The organism is Pseudomonas sp. GW823-FHT02E01 (assembly GCF_058797535.1).
Map to the genome: position 1 here is coordinate 125,673 of NZ_JBXAJS010000005.1, position 24,047 is coordinate 149,719.

25 protein-coding genes and 1 pseudogene are annotated in these 24,047 nt (G+C 60.1%); 10 read left to right on the forward strand and 16 right to left on the reverse strand.

The genetic code is table 11. The annotated features are described in order from the left end of the window. Nucleotides 1-93 precede the first annotated feature (93 nt). A complete protein-coding gene (locus AC1RDQ_RS13570) occupies nt 94-1,218 on the forward strand; it encodes a glycerophosphodiester phosphodiesterase (protein ID WP_492587530.1) in 1,125 nt (374 codons plus the stop codon). Nucleotides 1,219-1,426: 208 nt separating this feature from the next. After that, entirely contained in the window at nt 1,427-1,732 is a 306-nt protein-coding gene (locus AC1RDQ_RS13575; protein WP_218494322.1) for a PepSY domain-containing protein, read from the forward strand. A gap of 60 nt (nt 1,733-1,792) precedes the next feature. Here the strand turns inward: AC1RDQ_RS13575 and AC1RDQ_RS13580 are convergent, their stop codons facing one another. Then, nucleotides 1,793-3,418: a methyl-accepting chemotaxis protein gene (locus AC1RDQ_RS13580; protein ID WP_429520473.1), complete on the reverse strand. Its 1,626-nt coding sequence runs from the start codon at nt 3,416-3,418 to the stop codon at nt 1,793-1,795. A 271-nt stretch (nt 3,419-3,689) separates the two neighbouring features. On the opposite strand from AC1RDQ_RS13580, the gene AC1RDQ_RS13585 reads away from it, so the two are divergent. The 3 genes from AC1RDQ_RS13585 (at nt 3,690) to AC1RDQ_RS13595 (ending at nt 6,649) form a co-directional block, all read left to right on the forward strand. Beyond that, entirely contained in the window at nt 3,690-4,712 is a 1,023-nt protein-coding gene (locus AC1RDQ_RS13585; protein ID WP_492587531.1) for a transporter, read from the forward strand. A gap of 351 nt (nt 4,713-5,063) precedes the next feature. Further along, nucleotides 5,064-5,930: a hypothetical protein gene (locus tag AC1RDQ_RS13590; RefSeq protein WP_090457369.1), complete on the forward strand. Its 867-nt coding sequence runs from the start codon at nt 5,064-5,066 to the stop codon at nt 5,928-5,930. Next, nucleotides 5,927-6,649: a TylF/MycF/NovP-related O-methyltransferase gene (locus tag AC1RDQ_RS13595; protein WP_056725897.1), complete on the forward strand. Its 723-nt coding sequence runs from the start codon at nt 5,927-5,929 to the stop codon at nt 6,647-6,649. Before AC1RDQ_RS13590 ends, AC1RDQ_RS13595 begins: the two co-directional genes overlap by 4 nt. 124 nt (nt 6,650-6,773) lie before the next feature. Here the strand turns inward: AC1RDQ_RS13595 and AC1RDQ_RS13600 are convergent, their stop codons facing one another. Next, nucleotides 6,774-7,208, reverse strand: coding sequence for a multidrug/biocide efflux PACE transporter (locus AC1RDQ_RS13600; protein ID WP_057713583.1), 435 nt, complete (start codon nt 7,206-7,208; stop codon nt 6,774-6,776). Nucleotides 7,209-7,298: 90 nt separating this feature from the next. Between AC1RDQ_RS13600 and AC1RDQ_RS13605 the strand changes: the two genes are divergently transcribed. After that, complete coding sequence (locus tag AC1RDQ_RS13605) at nt 7,299-8,156, forward strand: LysR family transcriptional regulator (protein ID WP_492587532.1); 858 nt, start codon at nt 7,299-7,301, stop codon at nt 8,154-8,156. A gap of 204 nt (nt 8,157-8,360) precedes the next feature. Here AC1RDQ_RS13605 and AC1RDQ_RS13610 read toward each other — a convergent pair whose 3' ends face one another. From AC1RDQ_RS13610 to AC1RDQ_RS13620, 3 genes are all read right to left on the reverse strand, one after another. Next, a complete protein-coding gene (locus AC1RDQ_RS13610) occupies nt 8,361-9,596 on the reverse strand; it encodes an RNA polymerase sigma factor (RefSeq protein WP_492587533.1) in 1,236 nt (411 codons plus the stop codon). Between the two features lies 1 nt (nt 9,597). Further along, nucleotides 9,598-9,942 carry a YciI family protein gene (locus AC1RDQ_RS13615; protein ID WP_102670306.1) on the reverse strand — a complete coding sequence of 115 codons (345 nt, stop codon included), beginning with the start codon at nt 9,940-9,942 and terminating at the stop codon, nt 9,598-9,600. Nucleotides 9,943-10,008: 66 nt separating this feature from the next. Further along, a complete protein-coding gene (locus tag AC1RDQ_RS13620) occupies nt 10,009-10,434 on the reverse strand; it encodes a YybH family protein (protein WP_349735161.1) in 426 nt (141 codons plus the stop codon). Nucleotides 10,435-10,575: 141 nt separating this feature from the next. Here AC1RDQ_RS13620 and AC1RDQ_RS13625 point away from each other — a divergent pair, with 141 nt between their 5' ends. Continuing rightward, a complete protein-coding gene (locus AC1RDQ_RS13625) occupies nt 10,576-11,061 on the forward strand; it encodes a GNAT family N-acetyltransferase (RefSeq protein ID WP_090457375.1) in 486 nt (161 codons plus the stop codon). Between the two features lie 136 nt (nt 11,062-11,197). Here AC1RDQ_RS13625 and AC1RDQ_RS13630 read toward each other — a convergent pair whose 3' ends face one another. The 3 genes from AC1RDQ_RS13630 to AC1RDQ_RS13640 all read right to left on the reverse strand — a co-directional run bounded on the left by AC1RDQ_RS13630 (nt 11,198) and on the right by AC1RDQ_RS13640 (nt 12,998). Continuing rightward, nucleotides 11,198-11,686, reverse strand: a complete 489-nt coding sequence (locus AC1RDQ_RS13630) for a GNAT family N-acetyltransferase (protein WP_492587534.1) — start codon at nt 11,684-11,686, stop codon at nt 11,198-11,200. Between the two features lie 97 nt (nt 11,687-11,783). Next, nucleotides 11,784-12,269: a GyrI-like domain-containing protein gene (locus AC1RDQ_RS13635; protein ID WP_090457378.1), complete on the reverse strand. Its 486-nt coding sequence runs from the start codon at nt 12,267-12,269 to the stop codon at nt 11,784-11,786. Nucleotides 12,270-12,335: 66 nt separating this feature from the next. Continuing rightward, entirely contained in the window at nt 12,336-12,998 is a 663-nt protein-coding gene (locus AC1RDQ_RS13640) for a LysE family translocator (protein WP_492587535.1), read from the reverse strand. Between the two features lie 139 nt (nt 12,999-13,137). Here AC1RDQ_RS13640 and alaC point away from each other — a divergent pair, with 139 nt between their 5' ends. Next, nucleotides 13,138-14,355: an alanine transaminase gene (gene alaC / locus AC1RDQ_RS13645; protein WP_057713575.1), complete on the forward strand. Its 1,218-nt coding sequence runs from the start codon at nt 13,138-13,140 to the stop codon at nt 14,353-14,355. 229 nt (nt 14,356-14,584) lie between these two features. Here the strand turns inward: alaC and AC1RDQ_RS13650 are convergent, their stop codons facing one another. Then, entirely contained in the window at nt 14,585-15,937 is a 1,353-nt protein-coding gene (locus tag AC1RDQ_RS13650; RefSeq protein ID WP_015096544.1) for a GntP family permease, read from the reverse strand. Between the two features lie 81 nt (nt 15,938-16,018). After that, nucleotides 16,019-16,552, reverse strand: coding sequence for a gluconokinase (locus AC1RDQ_RS13655; RefSeq protein WP_492587536.1), 534 nt, complete (start codon nt 16,550-16,552; stop codon nt 16,019-16,021). Nucleotides 16,553-16,767: 215 nt separating this feature from the next. On the opposite strand from AC1RDQ_RS13655, the gene gntR reads away from it, so the two are divergent. Continuing rightward, complete coding sequence (gene gntR / locus AC1RDQ_RS13660) at nt 16,768-17,799, forward strand: HTH-type transcriptional regulator GntR (protein WP_057713572.1); 1,032 nt, start codon at nt 16,768-16,770, stop codon at nt 17,797-17,799. 189 nt (nt 17,800-17,988) lie between these two features. Here gntR and AC1RDQ_RS13665 read toward each other — a convergent pair whose 3' ends face one another. Then, a complete protein-coding gene (locus AC1RDQ_RS13665) occupies nt 17,989-18,237 on the reverse strand; it encodes a DUF6124 family protein (protein ID WP_090457380.1) in 249 nt (82 codons plus the stop codon). Between the two features lie 444 nt (nt 18,238-18,681). Between AC1RDQ_RS13665 and AC1RDQ_RS13670 the strand changes: the two genes are divergently transcribed. Beyond that, nucleotides 18,682-19,320 carry a glutathione S-transferase family protein gene (locus AC1RDQ_RS13670; protein WP_492587537.1) on the forward strand — a complete coding sequence of 213 codons (639 nt, stop codon included), beginning with the start codon at nt 18,682-18,684 and terminating at the stop codon, nt 19,318-19,320. Nucleotides 19,321-19,549: 229 nt separating this feature from the next. Here AC1RDQ_RS13670 and AC1RDQ_RS13675 read toward each other — a convergent pair whose 3' ends face one another. The 5 genes and pseudogenes from AC1RDQ_RS13675 to AC1RDQ_RS13695 all read right to left on the reverse strand — a co-directional run bounded on the left by AC1RDQ_RS13675 (nt 19,550) and on the right by AC1RDQ_RS13695 (nt 23,985). Further along, nucleotides 19,550-20,089 carry a methyl-accepting chemotaxis protein gene (locus AC1RDQ_RS13675; RefSeq protein ID WP_492587662.1) on the reverse strand — a complete coding sequence of 180 codons (540 nt, stop codon included), beginning with the start codon at nt 20,087-20,089 and terminating at the stop codon, nt 19,550-19,552. Nucleotides 20,090-20,095: 6 nt separating this feature from the next. After that, nucleotides 20,096-20,869: pseudogene (locus AC1RDQ_RS13680) on the reverse strand (PAS domain-containing protein); the annotation flags it as partial. 628 nt (nt 20,870-21,497) lie between these two features. Then, nucleotides 21,498-22,511 (reverse strand): ABC transporter substrate-binding protein, encoded by a 1,014-nt coding sequence (locus tag AC1RDQ_RS13685; protein WP_492587538.1) that lies wholly within the window; start codon nt 22,509-22,511, stop codon nt 21,498-21,500. Then, a complete protein-coding gene (locus AC1RDQ_RS13690; protein ID WP_492587539.1) occupies nt 22,508-23,056 on the reverse strand; it encodes a sigma-70 family RNA polymerase sigma factor in 549 nt (182 codons plus the stop codon). Before AC1RDQ_RS13690 ends, AC1RDQ_RS13685 begins: the two co-directional genes overlap by 4 nt. Before the next feature lie 137 nt (nt 23,057-23,193). After that, nucleotides 23,194-23,985: a phosphate/phosphite/phosphonate ABC transporter substrate-binding protein gene (locus AC1RDQ_RS13695; protein WP_492587540.1), complete on the reverse strand. Its 792-nt coding sequence runs from the start codon at nt 23,983-23,985 to the stop codon at nt 23,194-23,196. Nucleotides 23,986-24,047 lie beyond the last annotated feature (62 nt).

A 24,047-nucleotide genomic window follows, 5' to 3' on the forward strand; every position in this document is an offset into this window, starting at 1 on the left:
AGCTTTCGACAGGTTTGTGTCGGTCTGGTGATAGCGTCTGCAACGATGAGTTGTTAAAAGGGACCGCTCACTTATTGCGAAAGGATCTCGACCATGCCCGCAACCTTTACTAAAAGCGCCCTGTTACTGAGCCTGTTGCTCGCCCTCGGCCACGCACAGGCCGCCAGCGAACCCGGTCCCGCGGCACTGGCGACCCGCTTGGACATTCCGCGTCCAGCGGTGATCGCCCACCGCGGCGCATCGTTCGATGCGCCGGAATCCACCGCCGCCGCCTACAAGACTGCCCGCGACCTGGGCGCCGACTACCTGGAACTGGATCTGCAGCGCAGCAAGGATGGCGTGCTGTTTGCCCTGCACGACAACAATCTGCAACGCACCACCGACGTCGCCAGCAAATTCCCCGAGCGCAAGGACAGCCCCGCCAATGCGTTCACCATGGCCGAACTGAAAACCCTGGACGCGGGCAGCTGGTTCAATGCCGCGTACCCGGATCGCGCACGTCCCGCCTTCGCGGGCCTGAAGATTCTGACCTTTGATGAAATCATCGACATCGCCGAGGGCAACAGCCTGCACAAGCCCGGCCTGTACATCGAGACCAAGGAGCCCAAGCAGTTCCCCGGCATCGAACGCGACCTCAAGGAAAAACTTCAGGACCGGGGCTGGCTGAGCCCGACCGCTTCGAAACTGGCAAAAAACGAGCTGGCGGTCGGCCAAGGCAAAGGCAAGGTGGTCCTGCAGACTTTCGAGAAGAGCAGCCTCGAACTGCTGCAAAAAGAGATGCCGAAGGTGCCGAAGATCCTGCTGCTGTGGGTCGGAGAAGGCAGTATCGAGCCCAAGTCCAAGGTGACATTTGCCGAGTCCGGCGAAAAGGACAAAGCCGCTTACTACGCCAAACAGCAACCGAAGGACAAAGCCGAATTCCAGCACTGGGTCGACTACGCCAAGGCCCAGGGCGCCATCGGCACCGGCCCGTCCGCTGCACTGACCCAGGGTGGCGACCAGAGCTACTCGGATCTGGTGCAACCCTGGATGAACCAGTACACCCACGATCAGGGCCTGCTGGTGCACGTCTACACCATCGACGATGCGGTGGACTACCAGAAAGTCATGGACGCCGGTGTCGACGGCATTTTCACCAATCGCGCCAGTGAGTTGTTGAAGTTCTATAAACGCCCGGCGGCGAGTGTTGCGCAGGTGCTACAGAACAACGGGTATTGATGCGCTATTGCACAAAAACCTGTGGGAGCGAGCTTGCTCGCGATAGGGCCATCAGCTTCAACATCAACGTTGACTGACACTCCGCCTTCGCGGGCAAGCCACGCTCCCACAGGGATTGATGCAGGACATGTTGAGGGATTTAAGGGTGGATTAAGTTACACAGGCTAACCTGATCTCACTTAAACAGATCACCCAAGGAAAGAAGCCCATGAAGACCCTGACTGCTTTGTTTACCGCTGCAGCCCTGACCCTCACCGCCGGCCTGGCCCAGGCCGATGTGCGAGTCGATCAAATCCCGCAACTGGTCAAGGAAGGCAAGATCAAGCCACTGGAAGACTTGAACAAGATCGCGCTGGATCTGCATCCGGGTGCAACGATTACCAAGACCGAGCTGGACAACCACTTCAACGGTTACGAGTACGAAGTTGAACTGCGTGACGCCAAGAACGTCGAGTGGGATGTGGACATCGATGCCTCCAACGGCAAGGTCCTGGAAAACAAACAGGACACGTAATCCCCAAACAGACAAAAGCCGCACGATGGGAACATCGTGCGGCTTTTGCGTTTTCGGGATTCAAGCGCTCAAGCGCGCCGTCACCTCGTTCAACTGCCCCGACAAGCCGTGCAGGTTGGTGCTGGCCGCTTCAGTGCGCTGCACGTTGTCCAGGTTGGTGCTCGCGATGCTGGTGATCTCGGTGAGGTTGCGCGAGATGTCTTCGGCCACCGAGGTCTGCTCTTCGGCGGCAGTGGCGATCTGGCGGTTCATGTCGCGGATGGCTTCCACGGCCAGGGTGATGCGTTCGAGCATGGCACCGGCCTCCGTCACTTGCTGCACGCTTTGTTCGCTGCGCGACTGACCGCTTTCAATCGCCTGGGCCGCTTCGATTGCACCGGTCTGCACGGTCTGGATGATCTGGTTGATCTCGATGATCGACGCCGCCGTGCGCTGGGCCAGGCTTCGCACTTCGTCGGCCACCACGGCGAATCCGCGTCCGGCCTCACCGGCGCGGGCCGCTTCGATGGCTGCATTGAGTGCCAGCAGGTTGGTCTGTTCGGCGATCCCGCGAATCACCTCCAGAACCTTGCCGATGCGTCCGCTGTCGGTTTCCAGTTGGCGGATGACCGTGGCGGTGTTGGCGATTTCGCCGCGCATCTGGGTGATGGTGTGGATGGTGCCCTGCATGACTTTTTCGCCCTGCTGGGCGGACTGGTCGGCATCGTCGGCGGCCCGCGCCGCTTCGGCGGCATGCCGGGCCACTTCCTGTGCGGTGGCGGACATTTCGTTCATCGCCGTGGCCACCTGATCGGTGCGGTTGAACTGCTCGTTGGTGCCGCCGGCCATCACGGTGGCGATCGAGTTCAACTCACCGCTGGCGCTGTCCAGGTCCGACGCGCTGCGCTGCAAACGGCTGAAGGTTTCGGCGAGGAAATCGCGCAGGGTGTTGGCGGCCATCGCCAGTTTGCCCAACTCGTCCTGACGGGTGCTGGCCACGCGCTCGGCAATACGCCCCTGGCTGAGTTGCGCCACGTATTCGATCAGTTTGCGGATCGGCTCGACCAGGTTGCGGTTGACCAGCCACAAGCTCAGCAGGCCGATCAGTACCCCCGAAACCAGCATCACGACCAGCCCCAGCAACACCGTGCGCTCGGCACTGGCGCTGATCAGTGTCGATTGCTCGGCGCCCTGCTTGCGCAACTCGCTGACCAGTTCACTCATCTGATCGCTGGTTGCGCGGTCCACGCCCTTGACCGCCGCGTCGCCCGCCGCAGGGTCACCACCGGCGGCCACGAACGCGTCCCGGCCCTTCTGATAGGCCGCGCCCAACTGGCGATGTTCGTCACGCAAGCGCTCGATGCGGCTCTTGAGTTGCGGTTCTATGCCCTTCTGCGCGGCCAGTTCGCCAAGGATGTTTTGCACATCGCGCTGACGCCCCTCGAATTGCCCCCAGTACTTGCTCAGGTCCGCCGGTTGCTTGCCGCGCAGCAGGACGTTTTTCCATTCCTGCACCTGCACCTTGAATTGCAGGTTGGCTTCATCGATCAATTGCGAGGTGTGCAGCGGGCCTTCGATCAGATTGGCGTAGTTCTGCACGCCGCTGGACAGGAAGTGAAAGCACGCCAGGGCGATCAACAGCATCGCCAGCAGGCTGCCGCTCAGCAGGGCGAGAATTTGTGCTCTCAGGGACTTTTGCAAAAGCATCGCAGGGTACTCATGACAGGAATGGGGCACGCCCGTTAAGGCGTGAAAAGTGTCCGGACATCCCTGTCTGCGGTCCCGGCCCAGGCCCGCGGCGCGCAACCTAACCCAAGCGTGATCGGCTAGCCAGAGCGGTTCTTGAGAAAATCCCGACCACCGGTAGAACAATTTTTTGCGTTGTTTTTCTGTCACAAAAACGTCATTCCCGCTTGCGATGATGCCGCTCAAGTGAACCTGTAAAACATGTGACAGGCGCCTCCCCTTGCGAGTCCTCATGAACCACAGCATCGATCAAAGCCATCGCGACACGGATCTGTTCGGCCTGCTTTACGGTTTCAGTTTTCGCCCCGGTGAGGCCGGTCGGGAAATCAATTCCGCCGAGGCCTTGCAGTACCTGCAACAGCCGCAAAGCGATGAGCAATTTCTCTGGCTGCACCTGAACCTGGCCCATGCCGCGTGCGAGCGCTGGATGAAAAGCCATCTGGAGTTGCCCGAAGAGTTTTTCGAAGCGCTGCACGAAGGCTCGCGTTCGACGCGCATCGAGCATGTCGACTCCGCACTGCTGGCAGTGGTCAACGATGTGGTGTTCAACCTCAGCAACATGGTCTCGTCGGATGTCTCGACCCTGTGGGTGTGCGCCCGCAGTCAATTGATCATCAGCGCCCGCCTGCAACCGCTGCACTCGGTGGACAAATTGCGCTCGTCGGTGAAGGCCCGGGAGTGCTTTCGCTCCCCGCTGGAGCTGCTGGTGCATTTGCTGCGCGACCAGGGTGAGGTGTTGACCCAGATCGTGCGCAAGACCAGTCAGAGCGTGGATCAGATCGAAGACGAATTGCTGTCCTCACGGCTGTCGACCAACCGCGCCGAGCTGGGCGCCAATCGCCGAGTGCTGGTGCGATTGCAACGGCTGCTGGCGCTGGAGCCAGGCTCATTGCTGCGCCTGCTCAACCGGCCGCCGCAATGGCTGCAAAAGGAAGACGTGAAGGAGCTGCGCAAATCCACCGAGGAGTTCGCGCTGATCATCAACGACCTCACCGCGCTGGGTGAGCGGATCAAGCTGTTGCAGGAAGAAATCGCCGCCAACATCAACGAACAGACCAACCGCACGCTGTTCACCCTGACGGTAGTGACGGTGCTGGCGCTGCCGATCAACATCATCGCCGGTTTCTTCGGCATGAACGTCGGCGGCATTCCGCTGGCGGATGACCCGCAGGGTTTCTGGATCCTGGTGGCGCTGGTCGCGACCTTTACCGTGATCGCCGGGCGCTGGGCGTTTCGCAAGCAGCAGGATTATTGAGTCCCCGTCATCACCTGACACACTGATCAACTGTGGCGAGGGGGCTTACCCCCGCTGGGTGGCGCAGCCGCCCCAGCACTCGGTCATTCAAACCGCACTAGCAGGATTGAGGACTGCTCTGCAGCCGAACGGGGCGGTGTGGCGTTCCGACAGGCCCGCTCCCACAGGGTACAAGTTCGAAGCACATCATCCCGGCGGGTTTTCCCGTCGGGATTTTTTCGTCCAGCGGCACGGCATTTGCTCGCGAACTCAAGGGCTGCGCTTTATTGACGCACAACTCGTCCGGCAGCCCTTCAGTTTGCCAGCGTGGTGCCGACTCATAAGACACTCGATGTATTCAGGAGAGGAACCGTGAATCTGTACATCAATCAGCTGCAACAGAAAGCTGACTTTAAAGAAGCCATTTACGCGGGCGATATTTTCCTGAACACGCAGTTACGCGCCGCCAAAGAACTCTGTGCCTTTGCCCAGGAAAGCATCACGGCGGCCTTCGATGGCGAGACCAACCACCAGGCGCTGCACACACTGATGCCGGTGGAAGAGTTCGTGGTGCTGGTGACTCGGCTCAAGGGCCAGTTCACCAACAGCCTGCGTGCCAAGGAGCTGATCCGCAGCTTCACCGACGAAATCGGTGCCGCTCCCGAGGAGTTCATTTTCGACGTCCCGCGCATCCGTGTCGTACCCAACTACGACTACCTGCACGCTGGCGTCAGCTACGCCTACAAACCCCATCGCGATACCTGGTACGGCGGTGTCGACTGCCAGATCAATACCTGGATGCCGGTCTACACGATCCAGCCTGACCAGACCATGATGATCAACCCGGCCTACTTCGACGCCCCGGTGAAAAACACCTCGGCGCAGTGGAGCCTGTCCGACTGGATCGGCGTGCAACGCCAGCGCGCCAAGGACAACGTCAAGGAAGAGGCGCGCCAGCACCCGGTGCCCACCGAAGCGATCAATAGCGCCTCTGAACTGCGCATCGCCGGCAACACCGCCGAGATGCTGGTGTTCTCGGGTTCGCACCTGCACGGCACCGTTCCCAATTACACGCAACAAACCCGCTTCAGCGTGGACTTTCGCCTGATGCACCTCGACGACCTCAAGCACCAGCGCGGCGCGATTAACGTCGACAGCGCCTGCCCGGATGTTGGCGCCGGCTTCAAAGACTACTTCCACGTCCACGACTTTTCGAATTTCCGAGGAATCCCGCAATGACCAAGCGTCGCATCACGCCCGCCGAGGCCCAGTACAACGAAACCCGTACCAACGTCCTGAAACGGGTCGATGCCGAATACGTGGCCGACGCTCCGTTCGTCTTCGCCAACCGCATTGGCGTGACTGCCGCGTTGTCGCGCATGGAGCTGTTCAAGAAGGTCGCGGAAGTGCCGGGCGCCATCATTGAGTGCGGCGTGTACAAGGGCAACTCGTTGATGCTCTACATGCACTTGTCGATGATTCTCGAACCGTATGCGATCAACCGCTCGATCGTGGGTTTCGACACCTTCGAAGGCTTCCAGAGCATCGACAAGAAAGAAGACCCGGCCGACGTCAACGAAACCATGTTCGCCGACACCGACCAGTCGCTGATCCAGGACATGATCGACGCCAACGACCTGTTGCGCCCGGTCAATCGCATTCCGCGCTGCGAACTGGTCAAGGGCGACATCGTCAAGACCGTACCGGAGTGGGTCAAGACCCGTCCCGACCTGGTCGTGGCCATGCTGATCCTCGACACCGACCTGTACGAGTCGACCAAAGTCGCGCTGGAAACCTTCCTGCCGTACATGCCCAAAGGCGCGATCGTGGTGCTCGACGAAGTCGCCTACCGCAACTTCCCGGGCGAAACCAAGGCCCTGCGTGAAGTGCTCGACCTGAACAAGATCGAACTCAAGCGCCTGCCGTTCGATTCGTGCGTGGGTTACTTCCACGTCTGATCGGGTGCAAAACCTGTGGGAGCGAGCCTGCTCGCGAAAGCGGTCTGACATTCAGCAATGAAGTTGACTGACACACCGCCATCGCGAGCAAGCTTGCTCCCACAAAAACCGGTTCAAACACGACTCAGCAAACCTCACGAGTCACCAGCATCCGCTCCCGAACCACGTCATACACCCAGTGGTAGACGTAGGTGTACGGCAGGAAGAACAGCAACACACCGATATCCAGCAAGAACGCCTGCCACAGGCTGACATTCAGCCACCAGGCGATCAGCGGCACGCCGAGGGCGACCAGGCCGCCTTCGAACAACAGCGCATGCACCACGCGGACCCAGGCGTTGTGTGCGATGGCGAGGCGCTTGAGCAGCCGATCGAACATACCGTTGAAGACCACGTTCCAGGCCAGGGCCAGGCCGGCGATGAGGATGGTGACCATGCCCATTTCCAGCATCGGTTTCTTCATGATCCAGGCCAGCAATGGGGTACAGATCAGGATGGCCAGCAGTTCGAAGCCGATGGCTTGAAAAATACGCTCAGTAATGGATTTGTTGGCGCTCATGGCCGAACTCCCTTGGGTGACTGTGGTTGCCATGATCCATCAGCACACCGATACTTCATAACCAATAACCATCGATCAAGACGATAGTTTATGGCCTCTCACGAAGTGTTACTGGCGTTTGTCGAAGCCGCGACCCAAGGCTCGTTTTCCGCCGCGGCGCGCAAATTGGGCCGCAGTCAGTCGACCATCAGTGCGGCGGTGGCCAGCCTGGAAATCGACCTGAACCTGACGCTGTTCGACCGCAGCAGCCGCAAGCCCGGCCTGACCCCGGCCGGACACGTCATGCTGCAACGGGCCGAAGACATCCTGGCCGCCACCAGTCGCCTGGAAATAGCCGCCAGCCAACTGTCCCAAGGGGTGGAAGCGAAGCTGACGGTGGCGCTGTCCGATACCTATCAGTCGGACCGCTTCGAAGCCGCCCTCAGTGCCTTCGAGCAGCGTTACCCGGACCTGGAGCTCGAGTGTCTGATCGCCGAATGCGATGATCTGATGTCCCTGGTACAAAGCGGCCGGGCGCAGATTGCCTTCGCCGAAATGCAGGACAGCTACCCGCCGGACCTGGTCAGTTCGACGGTGGACGAGCGCACGGAAATCGCCTTGTTCGTGTCCCCGACACATCCTTTGGCGACGTTGGACTACGTCGACCGGGACGTACTGCAGCAACACCGCGAACTGCGTCTGGCCACCATCATCAATCCCTATGAAAGCCGGGCGAAGGGCCGCGTCTGGTCGGCGCCAAGTTACCTGATGCTGCTGGAAATGGCCCAGGGCGGATTCGGCTGGGCGCCGTTGCCCCGCTGGCTGGTCGAGCGGTTCGGGCCCGGTACGTTGCAGGAACTGGTGGTGCGCGGCTGGCCGAAAACGGTGTCGGTGGATGCGTTGTGGTCGCGGCTGAATCCGCCGGGGCCGGCGGGGAGCTGGTTGCTGGGCAAGATGCTGGAGGAGTGAAGGTCCTTCGGCCCTTATCGCGAGCAAGCTCGCTCCCACAGTATCGAGTACACCATCAATCCCTGTGGGAGCTGGTTGCTGGGCAAAACGCTGGAGTGAAGGTCCTTCGGCCCTTATCGCGAGCAAGCTCGCTCCCACAGTATCGAGTACACCATCAATCCCTGTGGGAGCGAGCTTGCTCGCGATGAGGTCAGAACGGTCGCATCACTCCAACGCCTTGAGCCGCTCTTCGATAAACCGCCGCTCCGGCTCCTGTCGGGTCAACGCCAGCGCCCGTTCCCATGCCGCCCGTGCCTCCTGCTTGCGACCCAGTTGCCAACAGAATTGCGCCCGCGCCGAATACGCGAGGTGGTAGTCGAGCAGTTCTCCCCGCTCCAGAATGGCGTCGACCAGCGTCAGCCCCGCCAGTGGACCATCGCGTTGCGAAATCGCCGCCGCGCGATTCAACTCGATCACCGGCGACGGCACCGCCCGCAGCAGGACGTCATACAGACCGACAATCTGCGGCCAATCGGTTTCCCCCGCCGTCGGGGCTTCGGCGTGCACCGCTGCGATCGCCGCTTGCAGGCAATAAGGTCCGAATCGTCCCATGGTCAGCGCCCGCTCGACCAGCGTGCAGCCTTCGCGGATCAACCCGGCGTCCCACAGCGAACGGTCCTGTTCGTCCAGCACAATCAGCTCGCCGCTCGCCGAGGTCCTGGCCGGGCGGCGCGACTCGTGCAACAGCATCAACGCCAGCAAGCCCATCACCTCCGGCTCCGGCAACAACTCCACCAGCAACCGGCCGAGGCGGATCGCTTCGCGGGTCAAATCCTCACGAATCAGTTCTGCCCCGATGGACGCCGAGTACCCCTCGTTGAACACCAGGTAAATCACCCGCAATACACTGTCCAGGCGCTCGGGTAGCTCAGCGAGTGTCGGCACTTGATAAGGGATTTTCGCATCGCGGATCTTCGCCTTGGCGCGCACGATGCGCTGGGCGATGGTGGCCGGGGCCGAGAGAAAGGCCCGGGCGATTTCTTCCGTGGTCAGGTCGCAGACTTCCCGCAGCGTCAGCGGCACTTGTGCGTCGGCCGCAAGGGCCGGGTGGCAGCAAGTGAAGATCAGCCGCAGGCGATCGTCTTCCACGTCTTCATCACTCCAGTCGGCCTGCTCCAGTTCCTCCAGTTGCGCGATCAGCAAGGGCTGCGACGCGGTAAAGCGTGCGCGCCGGCGCAGGGCATCGATGGCCTTGAAGCGCCCGGTGGACACCAGCCAGGCCCGCGGATTGTCCGGCACGCCGTCACGCTGCCAGCGTTCGACCGCGATGAAAAACGCCTCGTGCAAGGCCTCTTCGGCGAGGTCGAAATCCCCCAGCAAGCGAATCAGGGTCGCAAGAATCCGCCGCGACTCTTCGCGATAGACCCGCTCGACCTGCGCCTGAACCGGCAGCCCCGGCATCTTAAGGATTCAACTGCCGAACGGGGCGCACTTCGACACTGCCGACCCGGGCCGCCGGAATGTTCCCGGCGACCTGGATGGCTTCGTTGAGGTCCTTGGCATCGATCAGATAAAAACCGGCCAGTTGCTCCTTGGTTTCAGCGAATGGCCCGTCGGTGATCGACATCTTGCCGTTGCGCATGCGCACGGTGGTGGCGGTCTGTACCGACTCCAGCGCCTCGGCGGCGACCATCCGGCCACTGCCCTGGATCGACTCGGCATAGGCCATGCACTCTTCGTCCTTCGGGCTTTCCGGCAGCGAATGCAGCAGCTGCTCATCGCTGTAGACCAGGCATAAATACTTCATCACGCTCTCCTTATCGAACGATCAACTATGGCCGCTGATTGGCATTCTGGCTCGGCTTCCCGACGATCAGGGCTTGAGGTCGAACAGCGTCGCGCCGCTGGTCATGTCGAACGGCGCCGACCAATGTTCGTGGACGATCTGCCACAGCCCGGCTTCTTGCCGATAGCAGGCGGTGACGCGCATCCAGCAGGACTGGGTTTCGCCCTTGTCGTTGGTGCCACCGCAATGTGCCAGCCAGTGAGCGAACGCAATTTCCTGGGACGGCTCGATGGTGATTTCGTCGAATTCGAAGATGTGCGGGCCGGGGCACATTTCCATGCAGGCCTGCCAATGCGCGCGATACGCCGGCTTGCCTTTGAATTGCAGGGCCTTGACCGCGTCGAAGGAGACGATGTCATCGGCATACAGGGCCATGACTTTTTCAATGTCCTTGGCCATGACCGCTTGACGATAGTTCTCGATGAGATTCTGGATCTGGGTTTGCGAGTTCATGGTGGTTCTCCGTGGTTTTTATAGTGAAGACACCCTTAGTCGTCTGGCGATCCGGTGAATCGACAGGTGAAATAAAAATAATCCGGGAAAACAAACTCGCTAGAATCCGAGGCTCATTTGTGATGGAAAAAGGACACTCCCGTGACAGCCCGACTCGTGCCTTATGAAAGCCTGAATGCACTGCAGCGCCAACAGGTCGAGGCCATTGAAGTGCATTCGGAACAGATCAGATTCTCGGGTGACATCCACGGCGCCTTGCACACGCTGTTGTCCAAGCCCGGCCCTGGCGTCAAGGGCTTCGCCCTGCTGGCCGAGGATGTGCCCGTCGCGTTCCTGCTGCTCAAGCGCCCGCCGGTGTTGCCGGCCTGGGCCGATGAGCACAGCGCCACGCTGCATGCGCTGCAAGTCGATCAACGCGTCCAGGGCAAGGGCTACGGCAAGGCCTGCCTGCAAGCGCTGCCCGAGGCGGCGCGCCTGGCCTGGCCGGAAATCAGGGGGCTGGAGCTGTCAGTGGATGCCGACAACGAGGCGGCCATCGCCCTGTACGCCAGGTTTGGCTTTGTCGACAGCGGCGAGGCATACAAGGGCCGGATCGGGTATGAGCGGCGGATGGGGTTGGTGTTTTGAACACAGCCCCCACCAACACCACAAAACTACTGTGGGAGCGAGCTTGCTCGCGATGGCGGCGTAACATTCAACATCGATGTCGACTGATAGTCCGCTATCGCGAGCAAGCTCGCTCCCACAGGGGATCTATGTCGGATCAGAGTTCGAGCACCATCTCATGCCACGCCATGCCGCCATGGTCCGAGGCCGAGGGTTTAACGTAGGCAAAGCCGAACCCGGCATACAACGGAATATGCCGCTCCTTGCACATCAGGTTGATGGTGACCTTGCCCATCGCACGCATGCGTTCGATGAACTCGGCCATCAGGTGCTTCGCCAGGCCTTGCCCCTGATAATCCGGGTGCACCACCACCGACATGATCACCACATGCGGCCCGGCCGGGTCGTGGCCGATCAGTTCCTTGAACGCCTCGTCCGACATTTCCACCTGGTACGCCGCACCGGAGTTGATGAAACCGGCGACAACCCCGTCCACTTCAGCGACGATAAAACCCTCGGGCCAGGTGGCGATGCGGGTGGCGATTTTCTCGCGGGTCGCGGCTTCGTCACCTTCATAGGCAAGGGTTTCGATGGCAAAGCAGCGGTCCAGATCGGCGGGGGTGACGTTGCGGATGACGGTGTTCATGGCAGCTCGGGATCAGCATGGGAAAGGCTGGGGATGATAAATCAGCTGCTGTGGGACATCGAGAGACGAATCGGCTGATCCGCCTCTCGTGCAGGTGTCATGCCTTGATCGGCAGCCAGATTTCCAGCTTGCCGGTGTTGAGTTTGGGATTGAAGTCTTCGCTGTAGCGTTCGAACTCCGGAGCCGCCAATAGCTCGTGGCCGGACTGCGGCAGCCACGTGCCATGGATGTACTGAAAGGTTTGCGGCAGGGTGTCCAGCGGTCCTTTGTGTTCGAACACCACGTACTGCTGCGGCTGAACTTCTACCCAGCGGTAGGTTTCGGGCAAGTCGTCGAGCTTGCTGATCTCGACCCCGGCGATGTAATCGAAGCCGCCCTTGCCGTCGAAATTGCAGCAGACACCGTAGGTGACTTCGCCTTTTTGGCCCGGAATATGGCCCAGATGCGGGATGAGTTTCTCCCAGAGTTCGGGAATGCCTTGAACGGATTGTTGGGTAAATGTTCCGCCAAGCCCTGCAATCAGCAGGAAGTGTCCGTGTTCGAAGCGTGGCTCCGCCAGTTCGACGCGTGTTTGCTCATCCATGGCTCAACTCCTGGAGCAAAAAGTGGGTTCGGCTGGGAGTATAGAAGCCAAACCCGATTCGCCCAATTACAGGGCGTGCAATTGCTCGACGGCGCCTGAACCGACAAACTCGTTGTAACCCGATAGGATCACGTAGACCGCGAAATAGCAGAAGATCGCTGCCGATGCCATGTAGGAATACCGCAGTAGCTTGTCGCCGAGCAACTTGCCGCCGTGGCTCGCAGCAAAGCACAGCCCGACACACCAGAGAATCCCTGCGCAGAGAAAACCGCCGAGAAACAGCGCCGAACTGACGGCGCCACCACCGCCGGAACGGGCGATCAGCGTGCCACCCACCGCAGCGAACCAGAGAATCGCGCTGGGCGACGACATGGCCAGGAAGATCCCGCGAAAGAACTCCTTGCGATGGGAGTTGTGCCCCACCTCGGCCGATTGCGCCAGCACCGCTTCGTGGTGAATCGCCGAATAGATCATCTTCGCCGCGAAGTACACCAGCAGCGCCGAGCCACCGATCCACAACACCCAGCGTACGGTTTCGTATTGCAGCAACACGGTCATGCCGGCCAGTGCCAGTACCGCGTAGATCAGGTCGCCGACACAAGTCCCCAGCCCCAACGCAAACCCCTGGAAATAGCCGCGCTGCATGGCCAGGGTGATCATCGCGATGTTGGCCACGCCGATATCCAGGCACAGCGAGAGGCTCAGCAAGAAGCCGCTGGTAAATTCCATCAAACCCTACCCTTCGGAAAAATTTGTTTACATTGAGGCTGGACAGTCTGCCACAGCTGCCCTTACATTCCGCCACAGGTCACCGCAGTGACCAGCGTCGCTCGGACGGTTCCGGGCGCTTACGTTATCCGAGGCAACAATGGCCGAACAAGGTTCGCCGCGCCGCTTTGCGCGCATAGATCGACTCCCCCCTTACGTTTTCAACATCACTGCCGAGCTGAAGATGGCCGCCCGTCGTCGTGGCGAAGACATCATCGACTTGAGCATGGGCAACCCCGACGGCGCCACGCCGCCGCACATCGTCGAAAAACTCGTCACGGTGGCCCAGCGCGAAGACACCCACGGCTACTCGACGTCCAAGGGCATTCCGCGCCTGCGCCGGGCGATTTCCAACTGGTACAAGGACCGCTACGAGGTCGACATCGACCCGGAAAGCGAGGCCATTGTCACCATCGGCTCCAAGGAAGGCCTGGCGCATCTGATGCTGGCCACCCTGGATCAGGGCGACACCGTGCTCGTGCCCAACCCGAGCTACCCGATTCACATCTACGGTGCCGTGATTGCCGGCGCCCAGGTGCGGTCGGTGCCGCTGGTGCCGGGCGTGGATTTCTTCGCTGAACTGGAGCGGGCCATTCGCGGTTCGATCCCGAAGCCGAAGATGATGATCCTCGGTTTCCCGTCCAACCCGACCGCCCAGTGCGTGGAGCTGGATTTCTTCGAACGAGTGATCGCCCTCGCCAAGCAGTACGACGTGCTTGTGGTACACGACCTGGCCTACGCCGACATCGTCTACGACGGCTGGAAAGCCCCGTCGATCATGCAAGTGCCCGGGGCCAAGGACATTGCGGTGGAGTTTTTCACCCTGTCCAAGAGCTACAACATGGCCGGCTGGCGCATTGGCTTCATGGTCGGCAACCCGGAACTGGTCAATGCCCTGGCGCGGATCAAGAGCTACCACGACTACGGCACCTTCACTCCGCTGCAAGTGGCGGCCATCGCTGCGCTTGAAGGCGATCAGCAATGCGTGCGCGACATCGCCGAGCAGTATCGGCAGCGGCGCAATGTGCTGGTCAAGGGTCTGCATGAACTGGGCTGGATGGTCGAAAACCCGAAAGCGTCGATGTACGTCTGGGCGAAGATTCCCGAGGCTTATGCGCACCTGGGCTCGCTGGAGTTCGCCAAGAAACTGCTGGCCGAAGCCAAGGTGTGTGTCTCGCCGGGCGTCGGGTTTGGCGAGTACGGCGATGATCACGTGCGCTTCGCCCTGATCGAAAACCAGGACCGGATTCGTCAGGCCGTACGCGGGATTCGCGGGATGTTCAGGGCGGATGGGTTGGCACCGAAAACCAACGCCTGACACAAAAACCTGTGGCAAGAACATTCCTGTGGCGAGGGGGCTTGCCCCCGTTGGGTTGCGCAGCAATCCCAAAACCAGTCACCGCGGTGCTTCAGGCAAAATGCGTTAACTGGTTTTACGACGGCTTCGCCGCCGAACGGGGGCAAGCCCCCTCGCCACAATGAACAGGTTCACCCTTCGAACACAAAAAAACCGCATCGCTGCGGTTTTTTTGTGTCTGTCGAATCGCTTAGACGAACAGCGACAACAACAGGATAAAGCCCAAGCCAACCACGGAGAGGATGGTTTCCATCGCGGTCCAGGTCTTGAAGGTTTCGGCCACGGTCATGTTGAAGTACTGCTTCACCAACCAGAAACCGGCGTCGTTGACGTGGGACAGGATCAGGGAGCCTGCACCGGTGGCCAGCACCAGCAGCTCACGGTTCACACCCGGAATCATCCCCACCACCGGCACCACGATGCCGGCGCCAGTGATGGTCGCCACGGTCGCTGAACCGGTCGCGATACGAATCACCGCCGCCACCAGCCAGGCCAGCAGGATCGGCGAGATCTGTGCGTTCACCGCCATGTGGCCGATCACATCACCCACGCCGCTGGTCACCAGCATCTGCTTGAAGCCACCACCGGCACCGATGATCAGGATGATCGCGGCGGTCGGCGCGAGGCTGGCATCCAGCCATTTCATCATTTGGCTGGAACCGATGCCCTGCTTGTAGCCGAAGGTATACAGCGACAGCAGCAACGCCAGCAGCAACGCCGAAATCGGGTGACCGATCAGGTCCATGAAGGCACGGAAGATGTTGCCATCGGGCAGCACCACGTCGGCAAACGTCTTGAGCAGCATCAGGAACACCGGCAGCAGCACGGTCACCAGCGTGATGCCGAAGCTCGGCAGATCGGCCGAATCCGATTCGCGCGCCAGTTGATCCACGAGCTCCTGGTTCGGGTGACCGGGAATGTGCTTGGCAATGAACGTACCGAAGATCGGGCCAGCGATGATGGCGGTTGGCAACGCAACGATCAGGCCGTACAGAATGGTCTTGCCGATGTCGGCACCGAACACGCCAATGGCCAGCAGCGGGCCCGGGTGCGGCGGCACCAGGCCGTGTACCGCGGACAGACCGGCCAGCAGCGGGATACCGATCTTGATGATCGACACGCCAGTGCGACGGGCCACGATGAACACCAGCGGAATCAGCAGCACGAAGCCGATTTCGAAGAACAGCGGAATGCCGACCAGGAACGCGGCGAACATCATCGCCCACTGCACCTTGTCCTTGCCGAAGGCGCGGATCAACGTCTGCGCAATCTGATCCGCACCGCCTGATTCGGCCATCATTTTGCCGAGCATGGTGCCCAGCGCCAGGATGATGCCGACGAAACCAAGCACGCCACCGAAGCCGTCCTGGAACGCCTTGATGATGGTGCCGATCGGCATGCCGGAGGTCAGCCCGAGGAAGGCTGCGGCGATGATCAGTGCGAGGAATGGGTGCAACTTGAACTTGGTGATCAGGACGATAAGCCCGATCACCGTGACCACTGCATCGAGCAGCAGGAACGTCTCGTGGGACATGCCAAACATTAGGGGTGTCTCCTGGTTGTTGTTGTTATTAAAGCGGGTTGATCAGAAGTCGTGAGGACAGCGCTGTCTTTGCGAGCACAGTCATACCGCCTGCTTCAGGCCGTTCACCTGCCACCAGGCATGAGCCTGCGCCGCCAGTTGCTCGACGCTATAGGTCGAAGCATCCAGCGCCAGGGTCAACGGCTCGCCGACGGGCGATTCGAGGGTGGCGAACTGGCTGTCGATCAGGGTCGACGGCATGAAGTGGCCTGGCCGATGGGAGACACGGTCGGCGGCGACTTCGGGGGTCAACTCAAGGAACACAAAGCCCAGGCCCGGCAAGGCACTGCGCAGACGTTCGCGATAGACGTGCTTGAGAGCCGAACAGGTCAGCACCGGGCGCTGGCCCTTGGCGTCGACACGGCGCAGTTCATCGCACAGGCTGTCGAGCCAGCCGGCACGGTCTTCATCGTTCAGGGGAATCCCCGCGCTCATCTTTTCGATATTGGCGGCAGGGTGAAAAGAGTCGCCTTCAATGGCAGTGGCGCCGCTCAAATGGCACAAGGCCTCGCTGACGCACGTCTTGCCGCAACCGGCAACGCCCATGATGACCAGGGCGGTGATGGGATGATTCATGTAACACCTCAGCGCGCAGACAGCGCTACCTTTGCCAGTTATGACACTAGATCAAAAGCAGAAGTTGCCGACGCCTTTCTTGTCATTTTATGGGTTGCAGCAGGTTAGGTCCCAACACCAAAAAGCAAGGATCAGGCGAACCCTCGCTCACGCATTTGCAGCTGCATCGAGACAGCGCTACCTTAGTACCTTGAATTTTGTTTGGCAAGCCATCGATGAACACAACCAAGAACGATAAAAATACTCGCACCACTGGCCGCCCTACCCTGAACGAAGTTGCCCGACTGGCCGGCGTCAGCCCGATCACCGCCTCCCGCGCCTTGCGTGGCGTCAGCACCGTGGCCACTGAACTTGTGGAAAAGGTGCAAAAAGCGGCGCTTGAGCTCAACTATGTGGTCAACCCTGCCGCCCGCGCCTTGGCCTCGGCCCAGAGCCAGTCAGTCGTGGTTTTGGTGCCGTCGCTGTCCAACCTGCTGTTCATTGACACCCTGGAAGCCATTCATCGGGTTTTGCGCCCCAAGGGCTTCGAAGTGCTGATCGGCAACTTCCATTATTCGCGCGATGAAGAAGAAAACCTGCTGCGAAACTACATGGCCTATCAACCGCGCGGCTTATTGCTGACGGGTTTCGACCGCACCGAAAGTTCGCGGCGGATGATCGAAGCCAGCAATATTCCTTGCGTGTACATGATGGAACTGGACAGCGCCGCCGGGCTCAATTGCGTTGGCTTTTCGCAACTGGCGGCCGGCGAAACGGCTGCCGAACACTTGCTGTCCCGCGGCCGCAAGCGCCTGGCCTACATCGGCGCGCAGCTGGACCAGCGCACTTTGTTGCGCGGCGAAGGTTTCCGCAAAGCCCTGCAAAAGGCCGGTCGGTATGACCCGGACCTGGAAGTGCTGACGCCCCGCTCCTCCTCCGTCGGCCTCGGCGGTGAGTTGTTCCTGCAACTGCTGGCCAGTCATCCGGACGTCGATGCGATCTTCTTCGGCAACGACGACCTGGCCCAGGGCGCCTTGCTGGAAGCCATGCGCAACGGGATCAAGATCCCCGAACAGGTGGCGATCCTCGGCTTCAACGACTTGCCCATGTCCGAACACATGGTCCCGCGCCTGAGCAGCATCAATACCCCGCGTGAAGCCATCGGCCGTCGCGCGGCGGAGCAGATGCTCACGCTGATGGCCGGTAACACCGTGGCCAAACCGGTGCAGGACATGGGGTTTGAGTTGAAGGTGCGCGAAAGCACGTAAGCACGACACACCCGCTGTGAAGTCAGATTTTGTGGCGAGGGGGCTTGCCCCCGTTGGGTTGCGAAGCAGCCCCAAAAACAGCGCCGCAGTCATACAGGTAAAACCCGTGAACTGGATTACGACTGCTCCGCAGCCGAACGGGGGCAAGCCCCCTCGCCACAGGGAAAGCCTCTCGCCCCCGCTCAGTGTTCAATCCTGCGGATCGAGGTTATCCAGCACCCGGTTCACCGCCAGTTCGGCCAGCATGATGATCTGTGCAATCGCCAGCGCCGTGTTGCGATGGCTGCCTTCCAGAAAAGCCGCAAAATCATTGGTCATGACGCTCGCCGAGGCCAGTGATTCGCAGGCGTGCGCCAACAGCGTTTCGTTGTTGATGCCGGGTGAGATGGTGAACATTGGGCTGGGATTGCGTGGGGGGTTGGGCGTGGGTTTGAACATGGCAATGCTCCTAGAGTGATGGAGCTGCCACGATTCGCTGCTAGACGAAATTAAGGTGGCAGCCGTGCGCGGGCTAGCAGACCAGGACTCTAGAACCCGGTAGACCCGAAGGTCTTCCCACACACAGCCGCCATAACGTGAACCGATCACGAACGGTGGACGCCATGCGTCTAAAGTATCCAGGCTGCTAGACCCGATCGCTGAATTTGCAGCGACACGGAACAATACGAGTCCGGATACCAGGCGCACAAGTCGGCGGATTCTGGCGTAGTCGTAGGTAATTCCGCAAGAAATCACTGTCTGCAGAAATCCTCTGATACCCCTTGCCTACGGACCATTCCTACAGGTTTACGTCTGGTCCTGCGGATCCTGCAGACTTGATGTCAGCCGTCGGCAGGCACACTATGAATTCCCGACGCCATGATTCGCTGACGGAGTAGCAAAATGGAACATGCACTAAAGATTCTCGGCAAAGCCTCGTCCATCAACGTCCGAAAAGTCCTGTGGACTTGCGAGGAGCTGGGTATTGCCTACGAACGCGAGGACTGGGGCAGTGGTTTCGCGTCCACCCACAGCCCCGAGTTCCTGCGCTTCAATCCCAACGCACAGGTGCCGGTGATCATCGATGAAGCCGGCGTGTTGTGGGAGTCCAATACCATCTGCCGCTATCTGGCTGGCAAACACCACCACCATCACAGCGAGTTGCTGCCCACCGAACCGGCCGCCCGCGCTCGGGTGGAGCAGTGGATGGACTGGCAAGCCACCGAGCTCAATCCGTCCTGGAGATACCCGTTCATGTCACTGGTGCGCAAGGACCCGGAATTCCAGGACCCGCATAGCCTTGAAGTCGGCATCCGTGACTGGAACCAGAAAATGGGCATCCTCGAACATCAACTCGCGACCACCAAGGGGTATGTCGCCGGACCACACTTTACCCTGGCCGACGTTGTCATCGGTTTGTCGGTCAATCGCTGGCTGATGACGCCGATCGAGCGTCCGGATTACCCCTCCGTCGATGAATACTTCCAGCGTCTGGCGCAGCGTCCGGGATTCCTCAAGCACGGCTGCAACGGCTTGCCTTGAGGAGCCGCAAAATGCCGCGCTGTTTTTTGTAGGAGCGAGCTTGCTCGCGAAGGACCTGAGAACACCGCGTTCAACCAGCTTTCACGCGTTATCGTTGACGTCCATCGCGAGCAAGCTCGCTCCTACAGTGGGTCGGCATTTTTTGTAGGAGCGAGCTCGCTCGCGATGGATGCAAGAGCGCCGCGTATATCCAGAAAACACGCGTTATCGACCATCGCAGTTACCGCGACTAGTTCAATTGCAACGTCGAGTTGAACTGACTGATCGCATCCACCACATGCCGCGAGCCCTGCTGGATTTCCAGAATCACCTCCCCTGCCTCGTTCGCCAGTTCCACGCCGAGGCCGGTTCGACTCAAGCTCGATTGCATGCTCGACACCGCGCTGAGCGACAAATCGTGGTTCTTGCGCACCACCTCGACAATCTCCAGCGTCGCCTGACTGGTGCGCGCCGCAAGGCTGCGCACTTCATCGGCCACCACCGCAAACCCGCGCCCGTGCTCTCCGGCACGGGCCGCTTCGATCGCCGCGTTGAGCGCCAGCAAATTGGTCTGATCGGCAATGCTGCGGATGGTCTGCACGATGGTGCCGATGATGTCGGACTGTTTGCTCACGGCGTCGATGCTCAGAGCCGCCTCGTTCAAGTCCCGGGAAATGTCCTGGATGATCTGCACCGTCTGCTGCACCACCTCGGACCCCTTGCGCGCACAGACGTCGTTTTGTACCGAAGTGCTGTGGGCCGATTCTGCGGCGGTTTGCAGGGTGGTCATCTGGTGGGTGATATCGCTGGCGAACTTGACCACCTTGTACAACCGCCCCTTGGCGTCGAACAACGGGTTGTAGGAGGCTTCCAGGAATACCGTCTGACCTTGCTTGTTCCTGCGCTCGAAACGATGGGAGTGATATTCGCCGCGGTTGAGCGAAGCCCAGAAATTCCGGTAGCCCTGGGACTCGGCTTCGGCACGGTGGCAGAACAGGCTGTGATGCTGCCCCACCACTTCGTTGAGCGAGTACTGCATCGTTTTCAGGAAGTTCTCGTTGGCGCTGATGACGTTGCCTTCGGGCGTGAATTCGATCACGGCCATCGAGCGGCCGATCGCGGAGAGCCTGCTTTCGTTTTCGTGTTCCTTGTTGATCCGTGCGGTGATGTCGGTGGCCACCTTGATCACACTTTTCACCTGCCGGTCGGGGCCCAGCACCGGCATGTAACTGGCTTCGAGCCAGATCTCCCGGCCACTCTTGTGCAAGCGCAAAAAGGTTCCGCTCAGCGGCTCGCCCCGCGCCAGGTCACGCCATAATTTGATGTACTCATCGCTGCGGTAATACTGTTCTTCACAAAAGACCCGGTGATGTTTGCCGCGCACTTCGTCAGCGCTGTAGCCCATGGCATTGCAAAAGTTTTCGTTGGCATCGATGACGATGCCGTCCGGAGTGAATTCAATCATCGCCATCGAATGACTGATCGCCGCCAACTTGGCATTAGCCTCAGTCAGCGCGCAACTGAACCGTTCAATTTCCAGCAGGTCGGCCTTGTGATGTAGGTTGAACATTGTCGTATCACCTTCCGCGCGGTTTTTTGATTGATGAACGTTGCAGGTCTTTCAAATCCACCACTACGCTCCGTGGAACAGGCACACGCATCCCTCCAAAAAGAAGGACTAGTCAGGTGATAAATGATGTTCAATCGGAGGGTCCTTACAGCGACACGCTCATCAAGACATCCTTCTCTTGATAGCCCGCATTCGGGCCAGCCCTAACAGATTCACAACAAATTCCATTTAGCGGACAGCTCCTTGCCATCAAGTGTTGGTGCCTTCGATTGCGCACTCTGCGACCAGAGATCGACCACCTCATGAGGCTCGATACAGTTAGTTACACCTGATCATAGACAGCAACCTCGGGCTTGCAAGGCCACTAGTCTGCCACTACTGAGGACAAAATCGGTTCAGCAGCTTGTCGAGGGGGGAAATACTCGGAGAACAAGACAGATCAGCGGTCGGTAGTGAGAGCGGCGCTGGCTGCCGAATTGGCTTAAGGCTGTAGACCATTCGCGAGCAAGCCCGCTCCCACAGGGGATCGGCGGTGACCACAGGTTTTGTGGAAATCACAGATTCAATGTGGGAGCGGGCTTGCTCGCGAATGGTTGCAGCTCAAACACTGCAGAACTTTCAGAACAAACTACAAGCTGGCACTTACCTTGGTGGCCACCTCTCCCGGCACCCACCCCTTCCATACCTGCGGCTGCTCACGCAAAAACGCTTCGGCGACTTCCCGGGGTTTCTGCCGTTTTTCACTCATCTGACCCAAGGTCTGGTTCAACAGATCAATCGGCAAATCGACCTTTTCAAAGAACGTCACCAGGTCCGGGTATTGCGCCTTGAACGGTGCCGATACGCCGATGGCCAGGCTGGCCGGCATCGAGCGCGTGCCTTTGGGGTTCGGGTTGTTGGCATCGGCCAGGGTTTTCCAGGCCTCGGCATCAAACGGCGGCTCGTCGAGTTTCACCAGTTTGAACCGCCCCAGCAGTGGTGTCGGCGACCAGTAGTAGAACAGCACCGGTTTGCCACGGCGGATCGACGAGGCCACCTCGGCATCCAGCGCGGCACCGGACCCCGTGCGGAAGTTGACGTAGCTGGCGGTCAGATCATAGGCCTTGAGTTTCTGGCTGTTGACGATTTCCGAGGTCCAGCCGGTCGGGCTGTTGAGGAAGCGTCCGCGGCTCGGGTCTTCGGGGTCACGGAACACGTCCTTGTACTTCGCCAGGTCGGCAACGGATTTCAACTCCGGGGCCAAGGGCTTGATGCCGCGCTCCGGATCGCCCTTGATCACGTACTCCGGCACCCACCAGCCTTCGGTGGCGCCTTTGACCGTATCGCCAAGGCCGAATACCTTGCCCTCCGCCGCCGCCTTGACCCAGGCGGGGCTGCGTCCGGCCCACTCTTCACCGATGACCTGGATGTCGTTTTTGGCCAGCGCCGCTTCAAGGCTGACGGTGCTGCCCGGCAGCGTGTCGGTCGGGTAGCCGTAACCTTTTTCGACGATCAGGCGCAGGATTTCGGTGATGAGGCTGCCGCTTTCCCAAGTGAGGTCACCAAAGTGAATAGGTGCCGCTTTTTCCGTGGCCGATGCCGGGTGGGACAACAGGCTCAGGGCCAGCAACGAACTGCCGAGCAGGGTTTTGATCGATCTCATGCGGACCTCTTGTTCTGGAGGGGACGGTTCAGGGATTGGTTGGCGCTGTGCCGGTCGCACAGGGCCTGGGAGCGGGTCATGTAGTCGCTGACGGAACGCTGGGAGATGCCCAGCGCAGCGGCAATTTGCGGATAGGTCAGGCCGTCGATCCGTGACAGCAGGAAGGTCGAGCGGACTTTGCCGGGTAGCCGCTGAAGACTGCGATCCACACGGGTCAGGGTCTGGGACACCTGAGCCAGTTCTTCCGGCGATTGGGCGTGGATCGACTCGGCCTGTTGCAGTTGTTGAAGGTACTGGCGCTCCAGGTCACCTCGACGCCAACGCTGATAGAGCAGGCGCTGGGCGATGGTGGTGAGCAACGCACGGGGTTCACGGATTGCCGTCAGGCCAGGGGCCTGCAACAGTTGCACGAAGGTTTCGCAGGCAATGTCTTCGACAGCGGCGGCATCGTTCAGGGACTGACGCAGGCGCGTGCAGAGCCAGAGGTAGTGGGCGCGGAACAATCCGTCCACCTGTTTGCGATGATGAATATCGGCGCCGGACATAGGGGCTCCTGGGTTAGGGGTCGCTGAATGTCCGGTGGTCCGGTGAGGCGAATCCTAGCAAGGAGCCTTATTCATTAATAATATTTAAAACTTATTTTTATATTCATTTATGGACTTAAAAAATACCTGACTGGCCGCTATCGCAAATCCCCATACCCCAGCACCTCGGCCTCATGCTGGTAGGCGAGCACAATCTGATAGTCGCTTTCGTTGGTGGGCAGTACCTCTGGCAAACCGAGGGTTTCGGCAACCTCCGGCAGCTCGCGCAACGCCAGGTTCATCACCCGCAGGAGCTCTTCAGCCTGCTCATCCCTGACCGTCGCGGCAGTAATGAACGGTAAGGCAGGACTGAGCGCACTGCGGGCAATCACCCGCAAACCGGCCACTTCCTCTGCGGCGTGGCGTGCCAGATAGGCAAAGGTCACGCTGTCGATGGCCGCCAGATCGGCAAGGTTTTCGCGTAACCAGCGCAGGCTTTCGCGATGGCTACCGCTGATCCCGACCTGAGAGAAAAACCGCCCGTCACGTTGCAACGACGCCAACTGGTGGCGCAGCAGATTCATGCCGCTGTTGGAGTCCTGGCTATTGATCACCCCTCGGCTGTGGCGAAAATCCGCCAAGGTCTGTCGCCGGTCATCGACGCGGCACAACAGCAGGCTGCAATGATTGCCACCACTGCTGTCCGGCAGCTCATAACGAGGCCGCCCCAGCACCCGGACCTTGCCGCGCAATGCCGTCATCAGCGGATAGCCGCAGGTTTGGGTGAGCAACAAGTGCGGCGACAACCACAAGTCCAGCAGTGACAGGCCTTCGGCATCCCGGCGGGTGTCGCCCAGGTGCTCGAGGATTCGCGCCAGCCAGCGTTCGTTGGCCTGGTGGATGGGTTCGGGGGCGGTGTACATCAGCAGTTCGGCGAAGTGTTGGGTCATCGAAGTTTTCCATGTAACAAAGCCCCCCTGTGGGAGCGAGCTTGCTCGCGATAGCGGTGTGA